The organism is Pseudomonas sp. BP6, assembly GCF_017875935.1.
Taxonomy (GTDB): Bacteria; Pseudomonadota; Gammaproteobacteria; order Pseudomonadales; family Pseudomonadaceae; genus Aquipseudomonas; species Aquipseudomonas putida_Y.
Window position 1 is genome coordinate 5,561,097 of sequence record NZ_JAGINI010000001.1, and the last position, 20,268, is coordinate 5,581,364.

Sequence of the window (20,268 nt, forward strand, 5' to 3'; positions counted from 1 at the left end):
TCAACGTGGCGCCAGGTACCAGCCACGGTCAGAGACCGTGCCCTGCAGCGGTACGTCCCAACTGGCCTGCGCCAGCCGCTCGACCTTCTGGCATTCATGCGCCAGCCCCAGCAGCAACGGTTTTTTCCAGGTTTGCCGACGCGCCTGGTAGGCCAGGCTGCGATCATAGAAGCCACCGCCCATTCCCAAGCGGCCGCCCACTTCGTCAAAACCGACCAGCGGTAGCAGAATCAGATCCAGCGCCCAGATCGGCCGTTGGCGTTTGCGATCGATTATCGGCTCTGGAATACGGAAGCGGTTGGGCTTGAGCTTCTCCCCCTGTTCAAAACGCTGGAACACCATGCGCGTGCGCGGCCAGGCGTGCAGCACCGGCAGGTAGGTGCGCTTGCCTCGACGCTGGGCTTCGCGCAGCAGTAGACGAGGGTCGATTTCACCGTCGTTGGGCAGGTACAGGGCAATGTGGCGGGCGCGGCGGAACAAGGGGTGTTGCGCCAGCTGGCGGTACAGGCCGAGGGTGGCCTCGCGTTGCTGGGCAGGGGTAAGGGCGCGGCGGGCATTGCGAAGCAGGCGACGTAGCTGGGGGCGGGTGAGCGGCACGTTTTCGGTCATGGCACGTGGGATCCCAGATGTGCTGGCTTTGTCCGAACAGTGCCTGCGCGGTGAATCGTCGTACAAAGCTTGAATAAAGTCGGCCAAAACGAATTGCCCGCCGGGGGGGCGGGCAAGAAATTCAGGCTCCCCGATAAGACCGCTATCGGTGTAGCCCTTGAACCCGAAAGTTCAAGGTGGAGATTGCAGGGGGCGTTAAGGCTTTCCGTCGGGCGGACATGCACACCGGCCCCAGCGTGCAACCCCCGTGGTTGTGCGTATCGGCTCAGGGACATAACCGACTGGCGCATCCCCCAGGGAGTGGCGCCAGTATACCAATCTCAGCCGATTTTGGTATCCGTGTCGTCGGACAAAGCCTTATCTACCCGATCCAGCAGGTCGCGCACCTGTTCGCGGTTTGTGCCGCTGACCGGTGCATCGTTGCGATCTTCCTGGCGGTGCAGCATTTCGTGGGTAATGTTCAATGCTGCCATGACCGCGATGCGGTCGGCACCGATCACCTTGCCGCTGCTGCGGATCTCGCGCATCTTGCCGTCCAGGTAGCGCGCAGCGCTGACCAGGTTGTTGCGCTCTTCCGGCGGGCAGATGATCGAGTATTCCTTGTCGAGGATCTGCACGGTGACGCTATTGCTTGAACTCATGAGTCTTGCTCCAGAGCCTTGAGGCGTAAAATCATCGACTCGACTTTGCGCTTGGCGATCTCGTTCTTTTCGATGAGGTGGGCGCGCTCTTCGCGCCAGGACTTTTCCTGAGCTACTAGGAGTGCATTTTGCCGTTTTAGTTGCTCGACGCGTTCGATCAGCAACTCGAATCGGCTCATCAGTGCCTGCAGGTCGTTCTCTTGCGTGGGTTGCACTCGATTCGCTCCGTCGTTGAGTCACCTGGCGATGATGCCTCCCCCTGGGCGGCAACGGCCAGTGCAGATGGTCTTGGCGCGCCTGCCGGTGCTAGGATACAAGGTCTTCATTCTAGACATTGCGCCGTCTGGCGCCTAGCTGCCCATGCCCAATACTCAATCGCCCTACAACGCCTTCGCCATGCTGCTCTCGAGCAATGGTCATCCCGTCACCCCGGCCGAACTGCACGGCCTGCTGATTGGCCGCAGCTGCGCCGGCGCCGGCTTCGATGCCGATGCCTGGTTGGCCGATGCCGCCCAACTGCTGGAAACCGAGCCTGGTGACAGTGTCCGCAATGCCTTGGTCGGCTTGCAGGAAATGGTCAAGGGCGAGCTGACCAGCGACGACATGGCGATCGTCCTGCTGCTGCCTACCGATGATGCTGCACTGAGCGACCGCGCCACCGCGCTGGGCCAGTGGTGCCAAGGCTTCGTGACCGGTTTCGGCCTGAACGCTGGCGGTAAGGACTTGTCCGACGAGGCCAAGGAAGTGCTGCAGGACCTGGTGGCCATTTCGCAGGTCCAGGAAGCGCTCGAAGAATCCGAGGACGGCGAGAGCGACTACATGGAGGTCATGGAATACCTGCGCGTGGCGCCCCTGCTGCTGTTCTCCGAACTGGCCAAGCCGGCCGCACCCGCGCCCAAGCCGTCGCTGCACTGATCAACCAGGGGTAGTCTGCCCATGAGCCACATTCCCAAGGCCGAATATGCCCGTCGGCGCAAGGCGCTGATGGCGCAGATGGTCCCCAACAGCATCGCTATTCTGCCCGCCGCCGCGGTTGCCATCCGCAACCGCGACGTCGAACACGTGTACCGCCAGGACAGCGACTTCCAGTACCTCAGCGGCTTCCCGGAGCCCGAGGCGGTGATTGCTTTGATTCCAGGGCGCGAGCATGGCGAGTACGTGCTGTTCTGCCGTGAACGCAACCCTGAGCGCGAGCTGTGGGACGGCCTGCGGGCCGGCCAGGAAGGGGCGGTGCGTGATTTCGGCGCCGACGATGCCTTCCCCATCACGGATATCGACGAGATCCTGCCTGGCCTGATCGAAGGCCGCGAGCGGGTCTACAGCGCCATGGGCAGCAACCCGGAGTTCGATCGCCGGCTGATGGACTGGATCAACGTGATCCGCTCCAAGGCACGCCTGGGCGCCCAGCCACCGAACGAGTTCGTTGCGCTGGATCATCTGCTGCACGATATGCGCCTGTATAAATCGGCGGCGGAAGTGAAGGTGATGCGTGCTGCCGCAGACATTTCTGCGCGAGCTCACGTGCGAGCCATGCAGGCCTGCCGCGCCGGGCTGCACGAGTACAGCCTGGAAGCCGAGCTGGACTACGAATTCCGCAAGGGCGGGGCGAAGATGCCGGCCTACGGCTCGATCGTTGCGGCCGGGCGCAACGGCTGCATCCTGCACTACCAACAGAACGATGCGCCGCTCAAGGACGGCGACCTGGTGCTGATCGACGCCGGCTGCGAAATCGACTGCTATGCCAGCGACATCACCCGCACCTTCCCGGTCAGTGGGCGGTTTTCGCCCGAGCAGAAGGCCATCTACGAGCTGGTGCTCAAGGCGCAGGCGGCGGCGTTTGCCGAAATAGCCCCCGGCAAGCACTGGAACCACGCCCATGAGGCGACCGTGCGGGTCATCACTGCGGGCCTGGTGGAGCTGGGCTTGCTTGAAGGGGATGTGCAGGCGCTGATCGACAGCGAAGCGTATCGCGCCTTCTACATGCACCGCGCCGGGCATTGGCTGGGCATGGATGTGCACGACGTGGGCGAGTACAAGGTGGGCGGCGAGTGGCGGGTGCTGGAACCCGGCATGGCGCTGACCGTGGAGCCGGGTATCTACATTGGCGCCGACAATCAGGCCGTGGCCAAAAAGTGGCGCGGCATTGGGGTAAGGATCGAGGACGACGTGGTAGTGACCAGGCAAGGTTGTGAAATCCTGACTTCGGGTGTGCCGCGTACGGTCGCCGAGATCGAGGCGCTGATGCAGGCTGCCCGCAAGGCCGTGGCATGAGCCGGGTAAACCTGGCGATCATCGGCGGTGGCCTGGTTGGCGCAAGCCTGGCTTTGGCCCTGCAGGCCGGCGCCAAGGCGCGCGGCTGGAAGATCCTGCTGATCGAGCCGTTCGCCCCCGGCGACAACTACCAACCCAGCTACGATGCGCGCTCGTCGGCGTTGTCATTCGGCACCCAGCAGATTTATCAGCAACTGGGCCTGTGGCAGGCCATCGGCCGCCGCGCCGAGCCTATTCGCCAGATTCACGTGTCCGACCGTGGTCGCTTTGGCGCCACCCGCCTGGATGCCCTGGAAGAGGGCGTACCGGCGCTGGGTTACGTGGTGGAAAACGCCTGGCTCGGCCAGTGCCTGTGGCAAGGGCTGGACAGCGAGGTGGTGAGCTGGCGCTGCCCGGCGGAAGTGACCTCGATGCAGGCCATCGAACGCGGCTACCGGCTGGGGCTGAACGACGACACTCAGCTGGAATGTGACCTGGCGGTGCTGGCCGATGGTGGTCGCTCTGGCCTGCGCGAGCAGTTGGGAATCCATGTGCGGCACACGCCTTACCAGCAGAGCGCGTTGATCGCCAACATTACCCCGGGTGAGGCCCACGGCGGCCAGGCTTTCGAGCGCTTCACCGAGGAGGGCCCCATGGCCTTGCTGCCGTTGCCGGAAAACCGCTGCGCACTGGTGTGGACCCGCCAGGGCATGGATGCGCGGCGCCTGGCCGACATCGACGAGCGCAGTTTCCTGCGCGAACTGCAGGGTGTGTTCGGCTACCGCCTGGGCGCGCTGCGCCAGGTGGGTGTACGGCACCTCTACCCGCTGTCCTTGATCGAGGCCCAGGAGCAGGTGCGGCCGCACCTGGTGGTGCTGGGCAACGCAGCACACAGCCTGCACCCCATCGCGGGCCAGGGTTTCAATCTGTCGCTGCGTGACGTGCAGGCCCTGGCCGAAGCACTGCTGGCGGGTCCACAGCAGCCTGGCGACCTGACCACGTTGCAGGCCTATCACCAGCGCCAGCGCCTGGACCAGGCGATGACCATCGGCTTCTCCGACCAGGTCACCCGTCTGTTCGGCAGCAATCAGCCGTTGCTGACGGCCGGGCGCAACCTTGGCCTGCTCGGGCTCGACCTGCTGCCACCGGCAAAAAGCTGGTTCGCCCGCCAGGCCATGGGCCTGGGCACCCGCCCTGATCCGCGGGGCCAGGCATGAGCAACCCGCGTAAACTGGCGCGTCGGGCGCGCATGCTGCGCTGGCTGCTGAACCTTTACCCACCGTACCTGGGGGCCGGTATCCGTGTGCAGCACATCAGCCCGGACCTGCGTAGCGTCAAGGTGGCGATGAAGCTGACCCGCTGGAACCGCAATTACGTCGGTACCCAGTTCGGTGGCAGCCTGTATGCCATGGTCGACCCGTTCTACATGCTGCTGCTGATCGAGCAGTTGGGGCGTGACTACATCGTCTGGGACAAGGCCGCCAGCATCGATTTCATCTCGCCGGGCAAAGGCCCGGTGTATGCCGAACTCCACGTCGATGATGCGCTGCTGGACGAAATTCGCCAGCAGGCCGCCACCGGCAAGAAATGCCTGCCGCGTTTGCAGGTCGATATCCGCGATGGCGCCGGCGAGTTGGTGGCGCGGGTCGATAAAACCCTATACGTGCGGCTCAAGCCGCAAGCGAGGCAGGCGTAAGGCATGGAAATGCGCGCAGATCTGTTGATTGTCGGTGCCGGTATGGTCGGCAGCGCCCTGGCCTTGGCGTTGCGCCACAGTGGCCTGCAAATTTTGTTGCTCGATGGTGGCCCGCTGACGGTTGTACCCTTCGATGCCCAGGCCCCGTTCGAGCCGCGTGTCAGCGCGCTATCGGCGGCCAGCCAGCGCATCCTCGAGCGCCTTGGCGCCTGGGACGGCATTGCCCAGCGGCGCGCCACGCCGTACTCCGACATGCATGTGTGGGATGGCAGCGGCACCGGGCAGATTCACTTTTCGGCGGCCAGTGTGCATGCCCAGGTGCTCGGCCATATCGTCGAGAACCGGGTGGTGCAGGACGGCCTGCTGGAGCGCCTGCACGACAGCGACATCGGCCTGTTGGCCAATGCGCGGCTGGAGCAATTGCGTCGCTCCGGCGATGAGTGGCTGCTGACCCTGGCGGATGGCCGGCAACTGCGGGCACCGTTGGTGATCGCTGCCGACGGTGCCAATTCGGCGGTGCGGCGTCTGGCCGGCTGCGAAACCCGCGAGTGGGATTACCTGCACCATGCCATTGTCACCAGCGTGCGTTGCAGCGCCGGGCACCAGGCCACGGCCTGGCAGCGCTTCACTGACGAAGGTCCGCTGGCGTTCCTGCCGTTGACCCGCGATGGCCTGCAGGACTGGTGCTCGATCGTCTGGTCGACCACCCCGGAGCATGCCGAGCAGCTGATGGCGATGGATGAAGCGGCCTTCCTGCAGGCCCTGGAGCGGGCCTTCGAAGGGCGTCTGGGGGACGTGCTGCAGGCCGACCCACGGGTGTGCGTGCCGCTGCGCCAGCGTCACGCCAAGCGCTATGTGGATGAAGGCCTGGCCTTGATCGGTGATGCTGCACACACCATTCACCCGTTGGCCGGGCAGGGCGTGAACCTGGGCTTTCTCGATGCGGCGGTGCTGGCCGAGGTGTTGGTCAATGCCTGCGAGCGCGGCGAGAGGCTGGCCGATGTGAAGGTGCTGAGCCGTTACGAGCGGCGGCGCATGCCACACAACCTGGCGTTGATGGCGGCGATGGAGGGGTTCGAGAGGTTGTTCCAGGCCGATCCGCTGCCGTTGCGCTGGTTGCGCAACAGCGGGTTGAAGCTGGTGGAGCAGATGCCGGAGGCCAAGGCGCTGTTTGTGCGCCAGGCGTTGGGTTTGAGTGGTGACCTGCCGGATCTGGCCAAGGCTTGAGAGTGGCGGGGCCGCTTTGCGGCCCTTTCGCGACACCAGGCCGCTCCCACAGCGTGGCGCAATCACCGGTGGTAGTCCTTTGCAACATCCGGTAACGCCTAGGTAGGTGAGCCAGAAAATGGGATTCACTACCATTCGCACCTCTCATACGATCGAGGAGTGCTTAAAATGTTGCCACGCAAGCCCCTACTGGCCGCCTTGGCCCTGACCCTGTTCGGCGGCACTGCCCAGGCAGCGGACGAAGTGGTGGTGTACTCCTCGCGCATCGACGAGCTGATCAAGCCGGTGTTCGATGCCTATACCGCCAAGACCGGTGTCAAGATCAAGTTCATTACTGACAAGGAAGCCCCGCTGATGCAGCGCATCAAGGCCGAGGGCGACAACGGCGTGGCCGACCTGTTGCTGACCGTCGATGCAGGCAACCTGTGGCAGGCTGAGCAGATGGGCATCCTGCAGCCGATCGAGTCCGACGTCATCGACCAGAATATCCCGTCGCAGTACCGCGCCTCGTCGCACGACTGGACCGGCCTGAGCCTGCGCGCCCGCACCATCATCTACTCCACCGAGCGAGTCAAACCCGAAGAATTGAGCACCTACGAAGCCCTGGCTGACAAACAGTGGGAAGGCCGTCTGTGCCTGCGCACGGCCAAGAAGGTGTACAACCAGTCGCTGACCGCCACCTTGATCGAAACCCACGGTGAGGCCAAGACCGAGCAAATCGTCAAAGGTTGGGTCAACAACCTGTCCACCGATGTGTTCTCCGACGACAACGCGGTGATCCAGGCCATCGAGGCCGGGCAGTGTGATGTGGGCGTGGTCAACACCTACTACTACGGCCGTCTGCACAAGCAGAACCCGAACCTGCCGGTGAAGATCTTCTGGCCCAACCAGGGTGATCGTGGTGTGCATGTGAACCTCTCGGGCATCGGCCTGACCAAGCATGCGCCACACCCGGAAGCCGCGAAGAAACTGGTGGAATGGATGACCGGCGAAGAAGCGCAGAAGCTGTTCGCTGACATCAACCAGGAATTCCCGGCCAACCCGAAGGTGAAACCTTCGGAGGAAGTGGCGGCGTGGGGCAGCTTCAAGGCCGACAGCATTCCGGTGGAAATTGCCGGCAAGCGCCAGGCTGAAGCCATTCGCCTGATGGATCGGGCTGGCTACAACTAAGCGCCAGGCTTTATCCTCTTTGGGCCCGTTAGGGCCCTTTCGCGGGTAAACCCGCTCCTACAGGATCTGCACTGCCTTGCGCGGTCCCCGTAGGAGCGGGTTTACCCGCGAACGACCGCGCAGCGGTCGCCATCGCACTCGAGATTTCAGCCTTGCCCCACACCCCCCAACGCCGCTGGTACCTCCCGGTCTCCCTGATCGCCGCCTTGGTGCTGCTGCCCCTGAGCGTGCTGCTGCTGTCCTGGCAATCCATCGACCTGCAGATCTGGTCCCACCTGCTCGACACCCAGATGGGCCGCCTGCTCGGCAATACCCTGACTCTGGTGGTGGGTGTGGGTATTGGTGTCACCGTGCTGGGCGTCAGCCTGGCCTGGCTCACCAGCCTCTGCGACTTCCCCGGTCGACGCTGGCTGGACTGGGCGCTGATGTTACCGTTCGCCATCCCGGCCTACGTGCTTGCGTTCGTCTTCGTCGGCCTGCTGGACTTTGCCGGCCCGGTGCAAAGCGCCCTGCGCGAGGTGTTCGGGCCAATGCGCCTGCCTCGGGTGCGTTCCACCGGTGGGGTAATCACCGTCCTGGTGCTGGTCTTCTATCCCTATGTCTACTTGTTGGCGCGCACGGCTTTCCTGGCTCAGGGCAAGGGCCTGATGGAGGCGGCGCGGGTACTTGGGTTAACGCCCCTGCAGGCTTTCTGGCGGGTGGCCTTACCCATGGCACGGCCGGCGATCGGCGCCGGTATCGCCCTGGCGCTGATGGAAACCCTGGCCGACTTCGGTGCAGTGGCCGTATTCAACTTCGACACCTTCACCACGGCCATCTACAAGACCTGGTACGGCTTCTTCAGCTTGTCCAGTGCGGCCCAGTTGGCCAGCTTGCTGTTGCTGGCGGTGATGCTGGTGCTGTACGGCGAGCGCCGCGCCCGTGGTGCCAGCCGCAGCGGCAACGAACGACCACGCGTGCAGGCGCTTTATCAACTGCGTGGACTCAAGGCGCTGCTGGCCAGTGGCTGGTGCCTGCTGGTGTTCGCCTGCGCTTTCGTCATCCCGTTGCTGCAGTTGCTGGCGTGGTTCTGGCAGCGCGGCCGGCATGACCTGGATGAGCGTTATATCGGCCTGGTGCTGCACACCCTTTACCTGGGCAGCATGGCGGCGCTGGTCACGGTATGTGTGGCGCTGCTGCTGGCCTTTGCCCGGCGCCAGGCACCGACGGGCGGTATCCGCGCCGGGGTTGGTCTGGCCAATCTGGGGTATGCCCTGCCCGGTTCGGTGTTGGCGGTGTCGATCATGCTGGCCTTCAGTTACCTCGACAACCACCTGGTCATTCCGCTGTCCAGCTGGCTGGGCGGCGCCGGCAAGCCGCTGCTGCTAGGCAGCCTCTCGGCGTTGCTGTTGGCCTACCTGGTGCGCTTCATCGCGGTGGCCTACGGGCCGCTGGAGAGCAGCCTGGAACGCATCCGCCCCTCACTCCCCGAAGCCTCGCGCAGCCTGGGTGTCGGCGGCGCAAGATTGTTTTTCAAGGTATATCTGCCGCTGCTGGTACCCGGTGCCCTTAGTGCCGCGCTGCTGGTGTTCGTCGACGTGCTCAAGGAAATGCCCGCCACCTTGCTGATGCGGCCGTTCGGCTGGGACACCCTCGCTGTGCGGGTGTTCGAGATGACCAGCGAGGGCGAATGGGCGCGAGCCTCGCTGCCGGCACTGACCTTGGTAATGGTGGGGCTGCTGCCGGTCATCGGACTGATTCGCCGTTCGGCCCGCCGACCCGGTCACAGTCACTGAGGATGTCAGCTTGCGACCTTGCGGCTACAATGCGCGGCATTCGCGCGGCGGGTGTGAGTAACAAGAAAAGCTGACGACCCAACGTCATCGACCGCCGCCGCTTCGCCACGCCCGGAAGGAGAAACCCATGGGACAGCGCACGCTTTTGTATGACCTGCACCTGGCGCTAGGCGCCAAGACGGTCGATTTCGGTGGCTGGGACATGCCCCTGCACTATGGCTCGCAGGTCGAGGAGCACCATCAGGTGCGCAGCGATTGCGGCGTCTTCGATGTTTCTCATATGACGGTGATCGATGTCGACGGCACTGATGCCACTGTTTGGCTGCAGCGTCTGCTGGCCAACGACGTGGCCCGCCTCGACGACACCGGCAAGGCGCTGTATAGCCCGCTGCTGAACGAACAGGGCGGGGTGATCGATGATCTGATTGTCTACCGCACGGAAACCGGCTATCGCCTGGTCACCAATGCCGCCACCCGTGCCAAGGTGCTCGATTGGCTGCAATTGCAACGTGCCGGTTTTTCCGTGGGCTTCCAGGTCCGCCCTGATCTGGCCATCCTTGCCATCCAGGGGCCGCGTGCCCGCGAAAAGGTCGCGGCCCTGCTCAGCGCCGGGCGCGCAGCTCTCATCCGTGAACTGCGCCCGTTTGAAGGCGTTGCCGACGGCGACTGGTTTATTGCCCGCACCGGCTATACCGGTGAAGACGGCCTGGAGATCATCTTCCCGGGCGATCAGGCGGTGGCCTTCTTCAACGACCTGGTCGGCGCCGGTATCGCTCCAAGCGGCCTGGGCGCCCGCGATACCCTGCGCCTGGAAGCCGGCATGAACCTGTACGGCCAGGACATCGACGAAAACCACACCCCGCTCACCTCCAACCTGGGCTGGAGCATCGCCTGGGAACCGGCCGAGCGCGACTTCATCGGCCGTGCCGGCCTGCTTGCGGAAATCGAGCACGGCGTGCAGGAAAAACTGGTGGGTCTGGTGCTGGAAGAGCGCGGTGTACTGCGCGCCCATCAGGTCGTGCGTGTAGCCGGCATTGGCGAAGGGGAGATCACCAGTGGTAGTTTCTCGCCTACGCTGAGCAAGTCCATTGCGTTGGCGCGCGTGCCTATGGCTACCGGTGATCGGGCCGAGGTGGAAATTCGCGGCAAGTGGTACCCGGTGCGGGTGGTCAAACCGACCTTCGTGCGCCACGGCAAGATCCTGATCTGAACAATTTATAACCGGCGGGCGTACCGCTGAGCCAATCGAGGAATTCAAGACATGAGCAATATCCCCGCCGACCTGCGTTTTGCCGAAAGCCATGAGTGGGCTCGCCTGGAAGCCGACGGCAGTGTGACCGTGGGAATCAGCGATCACGCCCAGCAAGCCTTGGGTGATGTGGTGTTCGTCGAGCTGGCTGAAGTCGGCAAAGTGTTTGGCGCTGGCGACGCTGCGGGTGTGGTGGAGTCGGTCAAGGCCGCTTCGGATATCTACGCCCCTGTCGGTGGCGAAGTGATTGCGGTCAACGAAGAGCTGGCTGAGAGCCCGGAACTGCTCAACGAAGAGCCTTACGATTCGTGGATCTTCAAATTGAAGCCAAGCAACCCGGCCGAGCTGGACAAGTTGCTGGATGCTGCTGGCTACAAGGCCCTTATTGGCGAGTAAGACCGCGTCGCCTGCTTCGCGGCTAAAGCCTCCTACACGGGTACAGCACTGCATTCGAGGCGGCTAAAGCCTCCTACACGGGTACAGCACTGCATTCGAGGCGGGTGCAGCCCCTGTAGGAGCGGCTTTAGCCGCGAAGAGGCCGGGCCTGCAGACAAGTTTCCCCGCACAATCGGCAATCCCTTCCTAGACTTGTAAGTCTCCATGAGACCTGGTCTAGGAAGAGAGCGTCGTCATGTCCCAGTCGCCATCCCTGCATCAACTACAAGAGCTCAACCCATTTCTGCGCCGCCACCTGGGCCCCGATACCACAGAGCAGCAGGCCATGCTCAACGCACTGGGTATCGCCAGCCGCAACGAGCTGATCGAGCAGACCGTTCCGCCCGACATCCGCCTCAATCGCCCCCTCGACCTCCCAGCGGCACTGGACGAGCAAGCCGCCCTGGCCAAGCTCGCCGGTTACGCCGAACAGAATCAGGTCTGGACCAGCCTCATCGGTATGGGCTATCACGGCACCATCACCCCCACGGTCATCCTGCGCAACGTGCTGGAAAACCCCGGCTGGTACACCGCCTACACGCCATACCAACCCGAAATTGCCCAAGGCCGGCTGGAGGCGTTGCTGAACTTCCAGCAAATGGTCATCGACCTCACCGGCCTGGCCCTGGCCAATGCCTCGCTGCTCGATGAAGCCACCGCTGCCGCCGAAGCCATGGCCTTGGCCAAGAGGGTGGCGCGCAACAAGAGCAACGCCTTCTTCGCCGACGAGCACTGCCACCCGCAGACCCTTTCGGTACTCAAGACCCGCGCCGAGGGCTTCGGCTTCGAGTTGATCGTCGATTCTGTGGATAACCTTGCCAAACACTCCGTGTTCGGCGCTTTGCTGCAGTACCCCGACACCCACGGCGAAGTGCGCGACTTGCGCCCGTTGATCGACCAGGTGCACAGCCAGCAGGCCCTGGCCTGCGTAGCCGCTGACCTGCTAAGCCTGGTGGTGCTGGCGCCGCCCGGAGAGCTGGGCGCCGATGTGGTGCTGGGCTCGACCCAGCGCTTTGGTGTGCCGATGGGCTATGGCGGGCCTCACGCGGCCTATTTCGCCTGTCGCGACGACTACAAGCGGGCTATGCCGGGGCGCATCATCGGCGTATCGCGCGATGCCCGTGGCAACACCGCATTACGGATGGCCCTGCAGACCCGCGAGCAGCATATTCGCCGCGAAAAGGCCAATTCCAACATCTGCACGGCCCAGGTGCTGCTGGCCAACATTGCTGGCTTCTACGCGGTGTACCACGGCCCGGAAGGCCTGCAGCGCATCGCTCAGCGTGTGCACCGGCTGACCTTCATCCTGGCTGCCGGCCTCGAGGCCAAGGGCATCAAACGCCTCAATCAGCACTTCTTCGATACCCTTACCCTGGATGTTGGCGGTGCCCAGGCGGCCATCATTGAAAGCGCCGAGGCCGCGCACATCAATTTGCGCATTCTCGGTCGCGGGCACTTGGGGGTGAGCCTGGACGAAACCTGCAACGAGCAGACGGTGCTGCGCCTGCTCGACATCTTCCTGGGGGTGGATCACGGCCTGGAAATCACCGCCCTCGACCAGTTGGCCCTGCCTGAAGGCATCCCCGCCAGCCTGGTGCGACGCACGCCATTCCTCGCCCACCCCGTGTTCAACCTGCATCACAGCGAAACAGAGATGCTGCGCTACCTCAAGCAACTGGAGAACAAGGACCTGGCGCTTAACCAGTCGATGATCCCGTTGGGCTCGTGCACCATGAAACTCAACGCCACCAGTGAGATGATCCCCATCACCTGGCCCGGCTTTGCTCAACTGCATCCGTTCGCCCCGGCGGCCCAGGCAGCAGGCTACAAGGCGATGATCGACGAACTGGAAAGCTGGCTGTGCGCGATCACCGGCTTCGATGCGATCTGCATGCAGCCCAACTCCGGTGCTCAGGGTGAATACGCCGGCCTGATGGCCATCACGCGCTATCACCGCAGCCGCCATCAGCCGATGCGCACGTTGTGCCTGATCCCGTCGTCGGCCCACGGCACCAACCCGGCGTCGGCACAGATGGCTGGCATGGAAGTGGTGATTGTCGACTGCGACAACGATGGCAACGTCGACCTGGCAGACTTGAAAGCCAAGGCACACGCGGCCGGGGAGCGTCTGTCGTGCCTGATGATCACCTACCCCTCGACCCATGGTGTGTACGAAGAGGGGATACGCGAAATCTGCGCTGTGGTGCACCAGCACGGTGGCCAGGTGTACATGGACGGTGCCAACCTCAATGCCCAGGTGGGCCTGGCGCGCCCCGCAGACATTGGGGCCGATGTTTCACACATGAACCTGCACAAGACTTTCTGCATTCCCCACGGCGGGGGCGGCCCGGGTATGGGGCCGATCGGTATCCGCGCGCACCTCAAGCCGTTCGTCGCCAGCCACCCGGTGGTGCCGGTGCCTGGGTTGGACCCGAACAACAGCGCGGTCAGCGCCGCGCCCTGGGGCAGCGCAAGCATCTTGCCGATAAGCTGGATGTACATTGCCATGATGGGCCCGCAGCTGGCCGACGCCAGCGAGGTGGCTATCCTCTCGGCCAACTACCTGGCCAGCCGATTGGGCGCGGCGTTCCCGGTGCTCTACCGTGGGCGTAATCAGCGCGTGGCGCATGAATGCATCCTTGATCTGCGGCCGTTGAAGGCACTGACAGGCATCAGCGAAGAGGATGTGGCCAAGCGCCTGATGGACTACGGCTTCCATGCGCCGACCATGTCCTTCCCCGTGCCGGGTACGCTGATGGTGGAGCCGACCGAGAGTGAGTCGAAGGCCGAGCTGGACCGGTTCGTCGAGGCGATGCTGGCGATTCGGGCGGAAATTGAAGAAGTACAGCAGGGCAACTGGCCAGCGGAGAACAACCCGTTGAAGCATGCACCGCATACCTTGGCTGATGTGCTGGGGGGGTGGGACAGGCCGTATAGCCTGGAGCAGGCGGTGGCCCCCAGTGCTCACGTGCGTCAGCACAAATACTGGCCGGCGGTGAATCGGGTAGACAACGTGTATGGGGACAGGAACCTGTTCTGCGCGTGTGTGCCGGTGGAGGCTTATCGCTGAGGTTGGTGTTGGATGCTTCGCGGGTGCCTGTAGGAGCGGGTTTACCCGCGAAGCAAGCGACGCAGTTACTCGGCTACCGCATTCTTGGCCAGGATGGCATTGGCCAGTTCCATGTCGGAAGCCTGCATCCCTGGGTTCTCTGCCCGTGCCTCGCGCATGGCCGCTTCCAGGAATGGCCCGCGGATCGCGCCTTCGCTGGCGACGAAGCTGCTGGCGTCATCCTGCGCGGCCACCACCCGCTTGTGATCGCGCGAGGTCAGGTAGCTCGACGCCGTGGTAGCGCCGGAAGTCATCACGTTACGCCAGAAGGTATCGGCCATGGCCGAGCCAAGAGGCAGCGAAAGCAAGGTAGCCGCGGCAATGGCGGTTTTGAGACGCATGTTGAAACACCTCGAAGGGTGATGATTGAAGATGCGCGCTTGGATCTTTACGTGCAAGGCAAGTTCCTTGAATACAAAGGACTTTTCGTCAGTTGCAGACGCGCAGCACTTCCTCGGTACGGGTCTGCCCAGCGGCCACTTTGGCCTCGCCGCAACGGCGCAGGTCAATCAGGCCATCGGCCAGCGCCTGGCGCCGCAAACGGGTCAGGTCGGCATCAGGGCCGATCAATGCGCGCAAGGTGTCGCTGGGCTCGAGCAGTTCGAATAATCCCGTGCGCCCCTGAAAGCCGGTGCCGCGGCAGGCTCGGCAGGTGACTGATGAGCCTGCCTGGCAGTCGGTGCAGACGGTTCGCACCAGGCGCTGGGCCATCACCCCGATAAGCGTCGCCTTGATCAGGTAGTCGGCTACACCCAGCTCTTGCAAGCGGGTGATGGCTGCACAGGCGTCGTTGGTATGCAGGGTCGACAGCACCAGGTGCCCGGTCAGCGCTGCCTGCACCGCCACCAGGGCGGTTTCGCGGTCGCGAATTTCGCCGATCATGATGATGTCGGGGTCTTGGCGCAGCATGGCCCTGACCGCGTTGGCGAACCCCAGGTCCAGCGCTGGCTGCACCTGCAGCTGGTTGAAGGCTGGTTCCAGACGCTCGATCGGGTCTTCGATGGTGCACAGGTTGACCTGAGGTGTGGCCAGCAGTTTGAGGCTGGTGTACAGCGTGCTGGTCTTGCCAGAGCCGGTGGGGCCGGTGACCAGGATGATGCCTTGGCGCTGACGTAGCAGGCGCTGCCATTGGGCCAGTTGCTGGCCTTGCAGGCCAAGGCGTTCGAAGCCCTCTTGCAACTGGTGCGGGTCGAACAGGCGCAGCACCAGTTTCTCGCCAAACGGGGTGGGCAGGGTCGAAAGCCGCAGCTCCACTTCGCCACCGCCCGGTAGGCGGCTTTGTAGCCGGCCGTCCTGCGGCCGGCGCTTCTCTGCAACGTCCATGCGGCCCAGGTGTTTCAGGCGGCTGACGAGGGCCAGGGTGACCCCGGCGGGGAAGGCATAGACGGTGTGCAGCAGGCCATCGATGCGGTAGCGCAATTGACCCTGTTCGCGGCGCGGTTCCAGGTGAATATCGCTGGCGCGTTGCTCGATGGCGTACTGCAACAGCCAGTCGACGATATGAACGATGTGTGCGTCGTCTGCGCTGGCCTCGGCCTGGCGTTTGCCCAGCTCGAGCAATTGCTCAAGTTCCCCCAGGCTGGCCGACTGCTGGTATTGCGCGCCTTTTACCGACTGGGCCAGGCGGTGGAACGACTGCGCCGACTGACGGATCTGCTGCGGGCTGGCCAGTACGCGACGGATCTCCCGGCCGAGGCTGCGGGCCAGGTCGGCCTGCCAGTCATCCTGGAAAGGCTGGGCGCTGGCGACGGTGACGCTGGAGGCATCGGCGGCGACGATGAGGATGCCGTGGCGCTGGGCGAAGGCTGGGGAGATCAGGCCGGTGACCTGGGGCAGGTCGAGTTGCATGGGGTCGATGCGCAGGTAGGGTTGGCCGACCTTGTCGGCCAGCCACTGGCAAAGGTGCTCCAGGTCCAGGGGCTGGCCGGGGTGCTGGCGGCTTTCCAGGCTGCAGGCGGCGATGTGCTCCAGTGGGTGGCTAGCGGGGTGGGCAGCGGCGTGTTCGAGTACTTGCAGGGTATCGCTGACGTGCAGGTGCTGGTCAGCGAGCAGGGCCTGGAGCACGTGCTTGAGGTCGAGTGCAGGGTTGTCGGGGGTGTGCATGGTTGGCGTCCGTGCCTGATCGGGTAGTGCTGATCAAGGCTAGCCGGGCGGCGGGAGGCTATCGGAGGTGAAAGGTTTCGGAATTTTGCTGCGCCTGTATCGGACGCTTCGCGGGTGGACCCGTTCCTAAAGGGATCGCACGGGCCTTTAGTGCTATGGCGGTACAGGCCCGGCAGAGAGGGTGGTTCAGACCACTGCCAACGCCACTCGCTGCAAGTTGGTCAGGCTCACCTCACCCACACACACCAGGTTACGCAGCTTCTGTGCTATGACCTCGGCCCGGTGCCAGCTCAACCCGCCAATGCCGATTTCGATATCCAGCCAGTCATCCTGCTGCCTGACCTGCACGCTATGCGGGGTCAGGAACTGCAAGGCGAACAGGTTGAGCACCCGGCACAGGCTATCGGGCTCGGCCTCGGCCTGCAGGCGATAGTGCACGGTGCTGTGGGCGTTGGTGGCGGCCCAGGCGTCGGTACGGGGCTGTGCGTTCATGCTGGTCTCCGCAAATGAGGGAGAAATTCTTGCACGTTGCTGGCGGCATTTTTTCGCTATGATTGGGCTGTTTCACCTTAATGGTGAATTCAATTATTCAATAAAAGCTGTTTTGGAGAATGAATAATGCACAGCGAGCTGGACGCCTACGACCGTCGCATCCTCGAACTGCTGCAGGAGGACGCTTCGCTGTCCAGCGCACAGATCGCCGAGCGCGTCGGGCTGTCGCAATCGCCGTGCTGGCGGCGCATTCAGCGCTTGAAGGAAGAGGGGGTGATTCGTGGGCAGGTGACCTTGCTGGACCGCAAGAAGGTCGGCCTGAACACGCAGATTTTCGCCGAAGTGAAACTGAACGCCCATGGGCGCTCCAACTTCACCGAGTTCACCGAGGCGATCCGCGGGTTCCCAGAGGTGCTGGAGTGTTATGTGCTGATGGGGGCTGTGGACTTTCTGCTGCGTATCGTCACGTCGGACATCGAGGCCTACGAGCGGTTCTTCTTCGAAAAACTGTCGAACGTGCCGGGGATTCAGGAGGTGAACTCGATTGTGGCGCTTTCCGAGATCAAGTCCACCACCAGCCTGCCGCTATCGCGGTGAAGCCATTCGCGGGTAAACCCGCTCCTACACCGGTGTGGTCATTCGCGGGTAAACCCGTGCCTACACACGGCCTCACGCCTGGCGCGAACCCTTTGTAGGAGCGGGTTTACCCGCGAAGCAGGCGACGCGGTATCACGCCTTGAGCAGGTGCTTCCAGCCGCGGCTCTGGTCCACCGCCCGAGCCTGTTCGATACGCGCTTCCAGCACTTCATCGCTGATGGGCTGCTCGGCCAGTTCGTGCAGCTTTTTCAGGTCGCCGTACAGGCGGTCCATCTGCGGCGCTTCCAGCACCTGGCGGGCGTGGTGCAGCCAGGCCAGAAGCTGCTCGATACGTGGCAGCTGCTCGGCCAGGTCTTCCGGGCGCTGGGTGTACAGCGGCAGCTTCAACGCGCGGCCTTCCTCGCCCAGCAGGTGCCCCAGCCAGCTGGCCAGTTGTGCCTTGCCTTGGCGTTCGCCGCGGCCCTTGCGCTCTGCGGTCCAGGTGCGGGCCATCAGCCAGCGTGAGGTTTCCAGCGAGAACTGGCCCCAGCGTACGTCTTCCAGTTCTTCGGCAAACTGCTCAGGCGCGGCGCGACGGATGTCTTCGTCATCGTTGCCGGCCTGCACCAGCGGGCGCCAGTCTTCAAGCAAGGCATCAAGGCTGGCGCGCAGGTCGCGGGTGGTTGCGCGCGGTGCTGCCTGGCCCAGGCTGGCGGTGAGCGCGCGCAGCTCGCTCAGGCACTCGACCCAGTCCTGGAGCAGGCGCCAGTGGCCGTTGTGGCGGTACTGCTCGGCCAGGCGCTGGCTGCTGCCCAGCAGTTGCCAGGCGAGGGCGGCATAGGCGTCGTCCAGGGCCATTTCGGCTTCCAGCGCGGTGTGTGGCAGGGCCAGCTCGTAGCTGTCCGGTTCCAGCAGGCGGTAACCACGCTCGGCCTTGCTGATGTCGCACGGCATCAGTGGCAGGCTGGCGGCCAGTTCTGCGGCCAGTTCCAGCAGGGCTTGCGGCTCACCTTCGCGCAGTTCCAGCTCCAGCTCGCAGATCTCTTCCTTGCGCTTGCCGGCGATCACGAAGCCTTGGTCCAGCGCAGCCTCGATCACCACCTTGCTTTTGCCACGGCCCCAGGCGATTTCAGCGTATTCACGGCTGAAATCGGTGGTGAACAGCGGCTTGATGGTTTTCTTGTCCAGGTTGGCCAGTTGCTCGGGCCAGCAGGTGGCGTCCAGCTTCTTCAGGTCGAGCTTGACCTTGTCCAGGTTCCATTCGTACTCGTTGCGCTCGGACAGGCCGGCCACGCTCTGGCCGCGGCACTTGAGGGTTTGAATGACAGCGTCGCCATCGCGGCGCAGGCGCAGGGCGACACGGGCGGCGGACAGCTCACGCTCGGGGGTGTCGAAGTACTGGTTGAGCAGTTCACGGGTCTGCCAGCCGGACTTGTTGCGCTTTTTCAGCAGAGGGTGCTCGCGCAGGGCGGCAAGGGTCTCGCGGCTGGCGCGGAGCTTCAGTTCGGTTTCTTTGTGCATCACAGACTCGAAAGAGGGGGCGTGGTTGGCAAGGAGTTTACAGCAGTCGGCTGTCGACTGTTGGATCGTGGTGGCTTCTTCGCGGGCTTGCCCGCTCCCACAGGTAACGCGTAGCCCTTGAGGGCAGCGAAACCCTGTAGGAGGGCGAGCCCGCGAAGAAGCCCATGGGGTTGCCCTGCGAACGATAGGCATTGTTATGATGGGCAACGTTTCCGAGGAGTACGCGCATGCCGTTGCCGACGCTGAAAGACCAGTTTGCCGCCTTGATCGCCGCGCCTTCGGTCAGCTGTACCCAGCCTGCGCTGGACCAGTCCAACCGCCAGGTTATCGACCTGCTGGCCGGTTGGCTGGGCGACCTGGGTTTCAAGTGCGATATCCAGCAGGTCAGCCCCGGCAAATTCAACCTGCTGGCCAGCCGTGGCACCGGCCCGGGAGGGCTGGTGCTGGCCGGGCACAGCGATACCGTGCCCTATGACGAACAGTTGTGGGCCAGCGATCCGTTGAAGCTTACCGAGACAGATGGCCGCTGGGTCGGTCTGGGCAGTTGCGACATGAAGGGCTTCTTCGCCCTGGTCATCGAAGCGGTCATCCCGCTGCTGGAGCACGACTTCAAGGAGCCGCTGCTGATCCTTGCCACCTGCGACGAAGAAAGCTCCATGTCCGGCGCCCGTGCCCTGGCCGAGGCCGGCCAGCCACTGGGCCGTGCAGCGATCATCGGTGAGCCTACCGGGCTGCGGCCGATCCGCATGCACAAGGGCATCCTCATGGACCGCATCGACATCCTCGGTCGCAGCGGCCATTCGTCGGACCCAAGCCTGGGCCGCAGCGCCATGGAGGCCATGCATGCGGTCATGGGCGAGCTGATGGGCCTGCGCCAGCAGTGGCAACAAACCTATAGCAACCCCCAATTCACCGTGCCGACCCCTACCATGAACTTCGGTTGCATCCACGGCGGCGACAACCCCAACCGTATCTGCGGCCAGTGCGCCCTGGAGTTCGACCTGCGGCCGCTGCCGGGCATGGATGTGGAGCAACTGCGCGCGGCCATTCGCGAAAAATTGCTGCCGGTTGCAGAGCGCCATGAGGTGCGCATCGACTATGCGCCGCTGTTCCCGGAGGTGCCGCCGTTCGAGCAGGCTGCCGATGTTGAACTGGTTCAGGTCGCGGAGCGCCTGACCGGTCATCGCGCTGAAGCGGTGGCGTTCGGCACCGAAGCACCTTATCTTCAGCAACTGGGCTGCCAGACCATTGTGCTGGGCCCGGGCGACATTGCCTGCGCCCACCAGCCCGGCGAATACCTTGAAATGTCACGAATCGAGCCTACCGTGCGTCTATTGCGTGACCTGATCCGGCACTATTGCCTGCACTAAACGTCAATCGAACTGATTCGTTCCTGCCTAGAGGAGACCGCGCGT

The 20,268-nt window shown here is 63.8% G+C and carries 19 protein-coding genes and 1 other RNA gene; 12 read left to right on the forward strand and 8 right to left on the reverse strand.

All coding sequences use genetic code 11. The features are described from left to right. From J3A98_RS25255 to J3A98_RS25270, 4 genes are all read right to left on the reverse strand, one after another. The gene (locus J3A98_RS25255; RefSeq protein ID WP_209969238.1) at window positions 1-609 is read right to left on the reverse strand and encodes a 5-formyltetrahydrofolate cyclo-ligase; all 609 of its coding nucleotides are present in this window, start codon (window positions 607-609) and stop codon (window positions 1-3) included. Between the two features lie 123 nt (window positions 610-732). Then, window positions 733-912: non-coding RNA, 6S RNA (gene ssrS, locus J3A98_RS25260), on the reverse strand. A gap of 17 nt (window positions 913-929) precedes the next feature. Continuing rightward, a complete protein-coding gene (locus J3A98_RS25265; protein ID WP_003253687.1) occupies window positions 930-1,250 on the reverse strand; it encodes a cell division protein ZapA in 321 nt (106 codons plus the stop codon). Continuing rightward, window positions 1,247-1,429 carry a TIGR02449 family protein gene (locus tag J3A98_RS25270; RefSeq protein ID WP_029886233.1) on the reverse strand — a complete coding sequence of 61 codons (183 nt, stop codon included), beginning with the start codon at window positions 1,427-1,429 and terminating at the stop codon, window positions 1,247-1,249. Before J3A98_RS25270 ends, J3A98_RS25265 begins: the two co-directional genes overlap by 4 nt. Window positions 1,430-1,610: 181 nt before the next feature. Here J3A98_RS25270 and J3A98_RS25275 point away from each other — a divergent pair, with 181 nt between their 5' ends. The 10 genes from J3A98_RS25275 to gcvP all read left to right on the forward strand — a co-directional run bounded on the left by J3A98_RS25275 (window position 1,611) and on the right by gcvP (window position 14,122). Next, on the forward strand, window positions 1,611-2,165 hold the full coding sequence (locus J3A98_RS25275) for a YecA family protein (RefSeq protein WP_101196394.1): 555 nt from the start codon (window positions 1,611-1,613) through the stop codon (window positions 2,163-2,165). A 21-nt stretch (window positions 2,166-2,186) separates the two neighbouring features. After that, entirely contained in the window at window positions 2,187-3,521 is a 1,335-nt protein-coding gene (gene pepP / locus J3A98_RS25280) for a Xaa-Pro aminopeptidase (RefSeq protein WP_003253692.1), read from the forward strand. Further along, the gene (gene ubiH, locus J3A98_RS25285; protein ID WP_209969241.1) at window positions 3,518-4,717 is read left to right on the forward strand and encodes a 2-octaprenyl-6-methoxyphenyl hydroxylase; all 1,200 of its coding nucleotides are present in this window, start codon (window positions 3,518-3,520) and stop codon (window positions 4,715-4,717) included. The genes pepP and ubiH overlap by 4 nt, the downstream gene beginning before the upstream one ends. Continuing rightward, window positions 4,714-5,196 (forward strand): DUF4442 domain-containing protein, encoded by a 483-nt coding sequence (locus tag J3A98_RS25290; RefSeq protein ID WP_209969244.1) that lies wholly within the window; start codon window positions 4,714-4,716, stop codon window positions 5,194-5,196. The genes ubiH and J3A98_RS25290 overlap by 4 nt, the downstream gene beginning before the upstream one ends. Before the next feature lie 9 nt (window positions 5,197-5,205). Next, a complete protein-coding gene (locus tag J3A98_RS25295; RefSeq protein WP_176683046.1) occupies window positions 5,206-6,423 on the forward strand; it encodes a 2-octaprenyl-3-methyl-6-methoxy-1,4-benzoquinol hydroxylase in 1,218 nt (405 codons plus the stop codon). Between the two features lie 168 nt (window positions 6,424-6,591). Beyond that, window positions 6,592-7,593, forward strand: a complete 1,002-nt coding sequence (locus tag J3A98_RS25300; RefSeq protein ID WP_012054051.1) for an extracellular solute-binding protein — start codon at window positions 6,592-6,594, stop codon at window positions 7,591-7,593. Window positions 7,594-7,745: 152 nt separating this feature from the next. Beyond that, window positions 7,746-9,368, forward strand: a complete 1,623-nt coding sequence (locus J3A98_RS25305; RefSeq protein ID WP_176682821.1) for an iron ABC transporter permease — start codon at window positions 7,746-7,748, stop codon at window positions 9,366-9,368. Between the two features lie 127 nt (window positions 9,369-9,495). Continuing rightward, window positions 9,496-10,578, forward strand: coding sequence for a glycine cleavage system aminomethyltransferase GcvT (gene gcvT / locus J3A98_RS25310; protein ID WP_209969246.1), 1,083 nt, complete (start codon window positions 9,496-9,498; stop codon window positions 10,576-10,578). A 51-nt stretch (window positions 10,579-10,629) separates the two neighbouring features. Continuing rightward, window positions 10,630-11,013: a glycine cleavage system protein GcvH gene (gene gcvH / locus J3A98_RS25315; RefSeq protein WP_176682820.1), complete on the forward strand. Its 384-nt coding sequence runs from the start codon at window positions 10,630-10,632 to the stop codon at window positions 11,011-11,013. A 235-nt stretch (window positions 11,014-11,248) separates the two neighbouring features. Further along, entirely contained in the window at window positions 11,249-14,122 is a 2,874-nt protein-coding gene (gene gcvP / locus J3A98_RS25320) for an aminomethyl-transferring glycine dehydrogenase (protein WP_209969249.1), read from the forward strand. A 65-nt stretch (window positions 14,123-14,187) separates the two neighbouring features. Here the strand turns inward: gcvP and J3A98_RS25325 are convergent, their stop codons facing one another. The 3 genes from J3A98_RS25325 to J3A98_RS25335 form a co-directional block, all read right to left on the reverse strand. Next, window positions 14,188-14,502, reverse strand: a complete 315-nt coding sequence (locus tag J3A98_RS25325) for a DUF2388 domain-containing protein (protein ID WP_176682818.1) — start codon at window positions 14,500-14,502, stop codon at window positions 14,188-14,190. A gap of 88 nt (window positions 14,503-14,590) precedes the next feature. Next, window positions 14,591-16,264, reverse strand: coding sequence for a GspE/PulE family protein (locus J3A98_RS25330; protein WP_209969253.1), 1,674 nt, complete (start codon window positions 16,262-16,264; stop codon window positions 14,591-14,593). 186 nt (window positions 16,265-16,450) lie between these two features. After that, window positions 16,451-16,756, reverse strand: a complete 306-nt coding sequence (locus J3A98_RS25335) for a hypothetical protein (RefSeq protein WP_209969256.1) — start codon at window positions 16,754-16,756, stop codon at window positions 16,451-16,453. A gap of 126 nt (window positions 16,757-16,882) precedes the next feature. On the opposite strand from J3A98_RS25335, the gene J3A98_RS25340 reads away from it, so the two are divergent. Continuing rightward, entirely contained in the window at window positions 16,883-17,353 is a 471-nt protein-coding gene (locus J3A98_RS25340) for an Lrp/AsnC family transcriptional regulator (RefSeq protein ID WP_003253717.1), read from the forward strand. A 132-nt stretch (window positions 17,354-17,485) separates the two neighbouring features. On the opposite strand, the gene J3A98_RS25345 is transcribed toward J3A98_RS25340, so the two are convergent. Further along, window positions 17,486-18,853 carry a CYTH domain-containing protein gene (locus tag J3A98_RS25345; RefSeq protein ID WP_209969259.1) on the reverse strand — a complete coding sequence of 456 codons (1,368 nt, stop codon included), beginning with the start codon at window positions 18,851-18,853 and terminating at the stop codon, window positions 17,486-17,488. Between the two features lie 227 nt (window positions 18,854-19,080). Here J3A98_RS25345 and argE point away from each other — a divergent pair, with 227 nt between their 5' ends. Continuing rightward, window positions 19,081-20,223 (forward strand): acetylornithine deacetylase, encoded by a 1,143-nt coding sequence (gene argE / locus J3A98_RS25350; protein ID WP_021783547.1) that lies wholly within the window; start codon window positions 19,081-19,083, stop codon window positions 20,221-20,223. The last annotated feature ends 45 nt before the right edge of the window (window positions 20,224-20,268 follow it).

Bases quoted from the DNA above. Each gene is read 5' to 3' on its own strand.
- J3A98_RS25255 (WP_209969238.1), bottom strand. From the start codon at position 609: ATGACCGAAAACGTGCCGCTCACCCGCCCCCAGCTACGTCGCCTGCTT.
- J3A98_RS25265 (WP_003253687.1), bottom strand. From the start codon at position 1,250: ATGAGTTCAAGCAATAGCGTCACCGTGCAGATCCTCGACAAGGAATAC.
- J3A98_RS25270 (WP_029886233.1), bottom strand. From the start codon at position 1,429: ATGAGCCGATTCGAGTTGCTGATCGAACGCGTCGAGCAACTAAAACGG.
- J3A98_RS25275 (WP_101196394.1), top strand. From the start codon at position 1,611: ATGCCCAATACTCAATCGCCCTACAACGCCTTCGCCATGCTGCTCTCG.
- pepP (WP_003253692.1), top strand. From the start codon at position 2,187: ATGAGCCACATTCCCAAGGCCGAATATGCCCGTCGGCGCAAGGCGCTG.
- ubiH (WP_209969241.1), top strand. From the start codon at position 3,518: ATGAGCCGGGTAAACCTGGCGATCATCGGCGGTGGCCTGGTTGGCGCA.
- J3A98_RS25290 (WP_209969244.1), top strand. From the start codon at position 4,714: ATGAGCAACCCGCGTAAACTGGCGCGTCGGGCGCGCATGCTGCGCTGG.
- J3A98_RS25295 (WP_176683046.1), top strand. From the start codon at position 5,206: ATGCGCGCAGATCTGTTGATTGTCGGTGCCGGTATGGTCGGCAGCGCC.
- J3A98_RS25300 (WP_012054051.1), top strand. From the start codon at position 6,592: ATGTTGCCACGCAAGCCCCTACTGGCCGCCTTGGCCCTGACCCTGTTC.
- gcvT (WP_209969246.1), top strand. From the start codon at position 9,496: ATGGGACAGCGCACGCTTTTGTATGACCTGCACCTGGCGCTAGGCGCC.
- gcvH (WP_176682820.1), top strand. From the start codon at position 10,630: ATGAGCAATATCCCCGCCGACCTGCGTTTTGCCGAAAGCCATGAGTGG.
- gcvP (WP_209969249.1), top strand. From the start codon at position 11,249: ATGTCCCAGTCGCCATCCCTGCATCAACTACAAGAGCTCAACCCATTT.
- J3A98_RS25325 (WP_176682818.1), bottom strand. From the start codon at position 14,502: ATGCGTCTCAAAACCGCCATTGCCGCGGCTACCTTGCTTTCGCTGCCT.
- J3A98_RS25330 (WP_209969253.1), bottom strand. From the start codon at position 16,264: ATGCACACCCCCGACAACCCTGCACTCGACCTCAAGCACGTGCTCCAG.
- J3A98_RS25335 (WP_209969256.1), bottom strand. From the start codon at position 16,756: ATGAACGCACAGCCCCGTACCGACGCCTGGGCCGCCACCAACGCCCAC.
- J3A98_RS25340 (WP_003253717.1), top strand. From the start codon at position 16,883: ATGCACAGCGAGCTGGACGCCTACGACCGTCGCATCCTCGAACTGCTG.
- J3A98_RS25345 (WP_209969259.1), bottom strand. From the start codon at position 18,853: ATGCACAAAGAAACCGAACTGAAGCTCCGCGCCAGCCGCGAGACCCTT.
- argE (WP_021783547.1), top strand. From the start codon at position 19,081: ATGCCGTTGCCGACGCTGAAAGACCAGTTTGCCGCCTTGATCGCCGCG.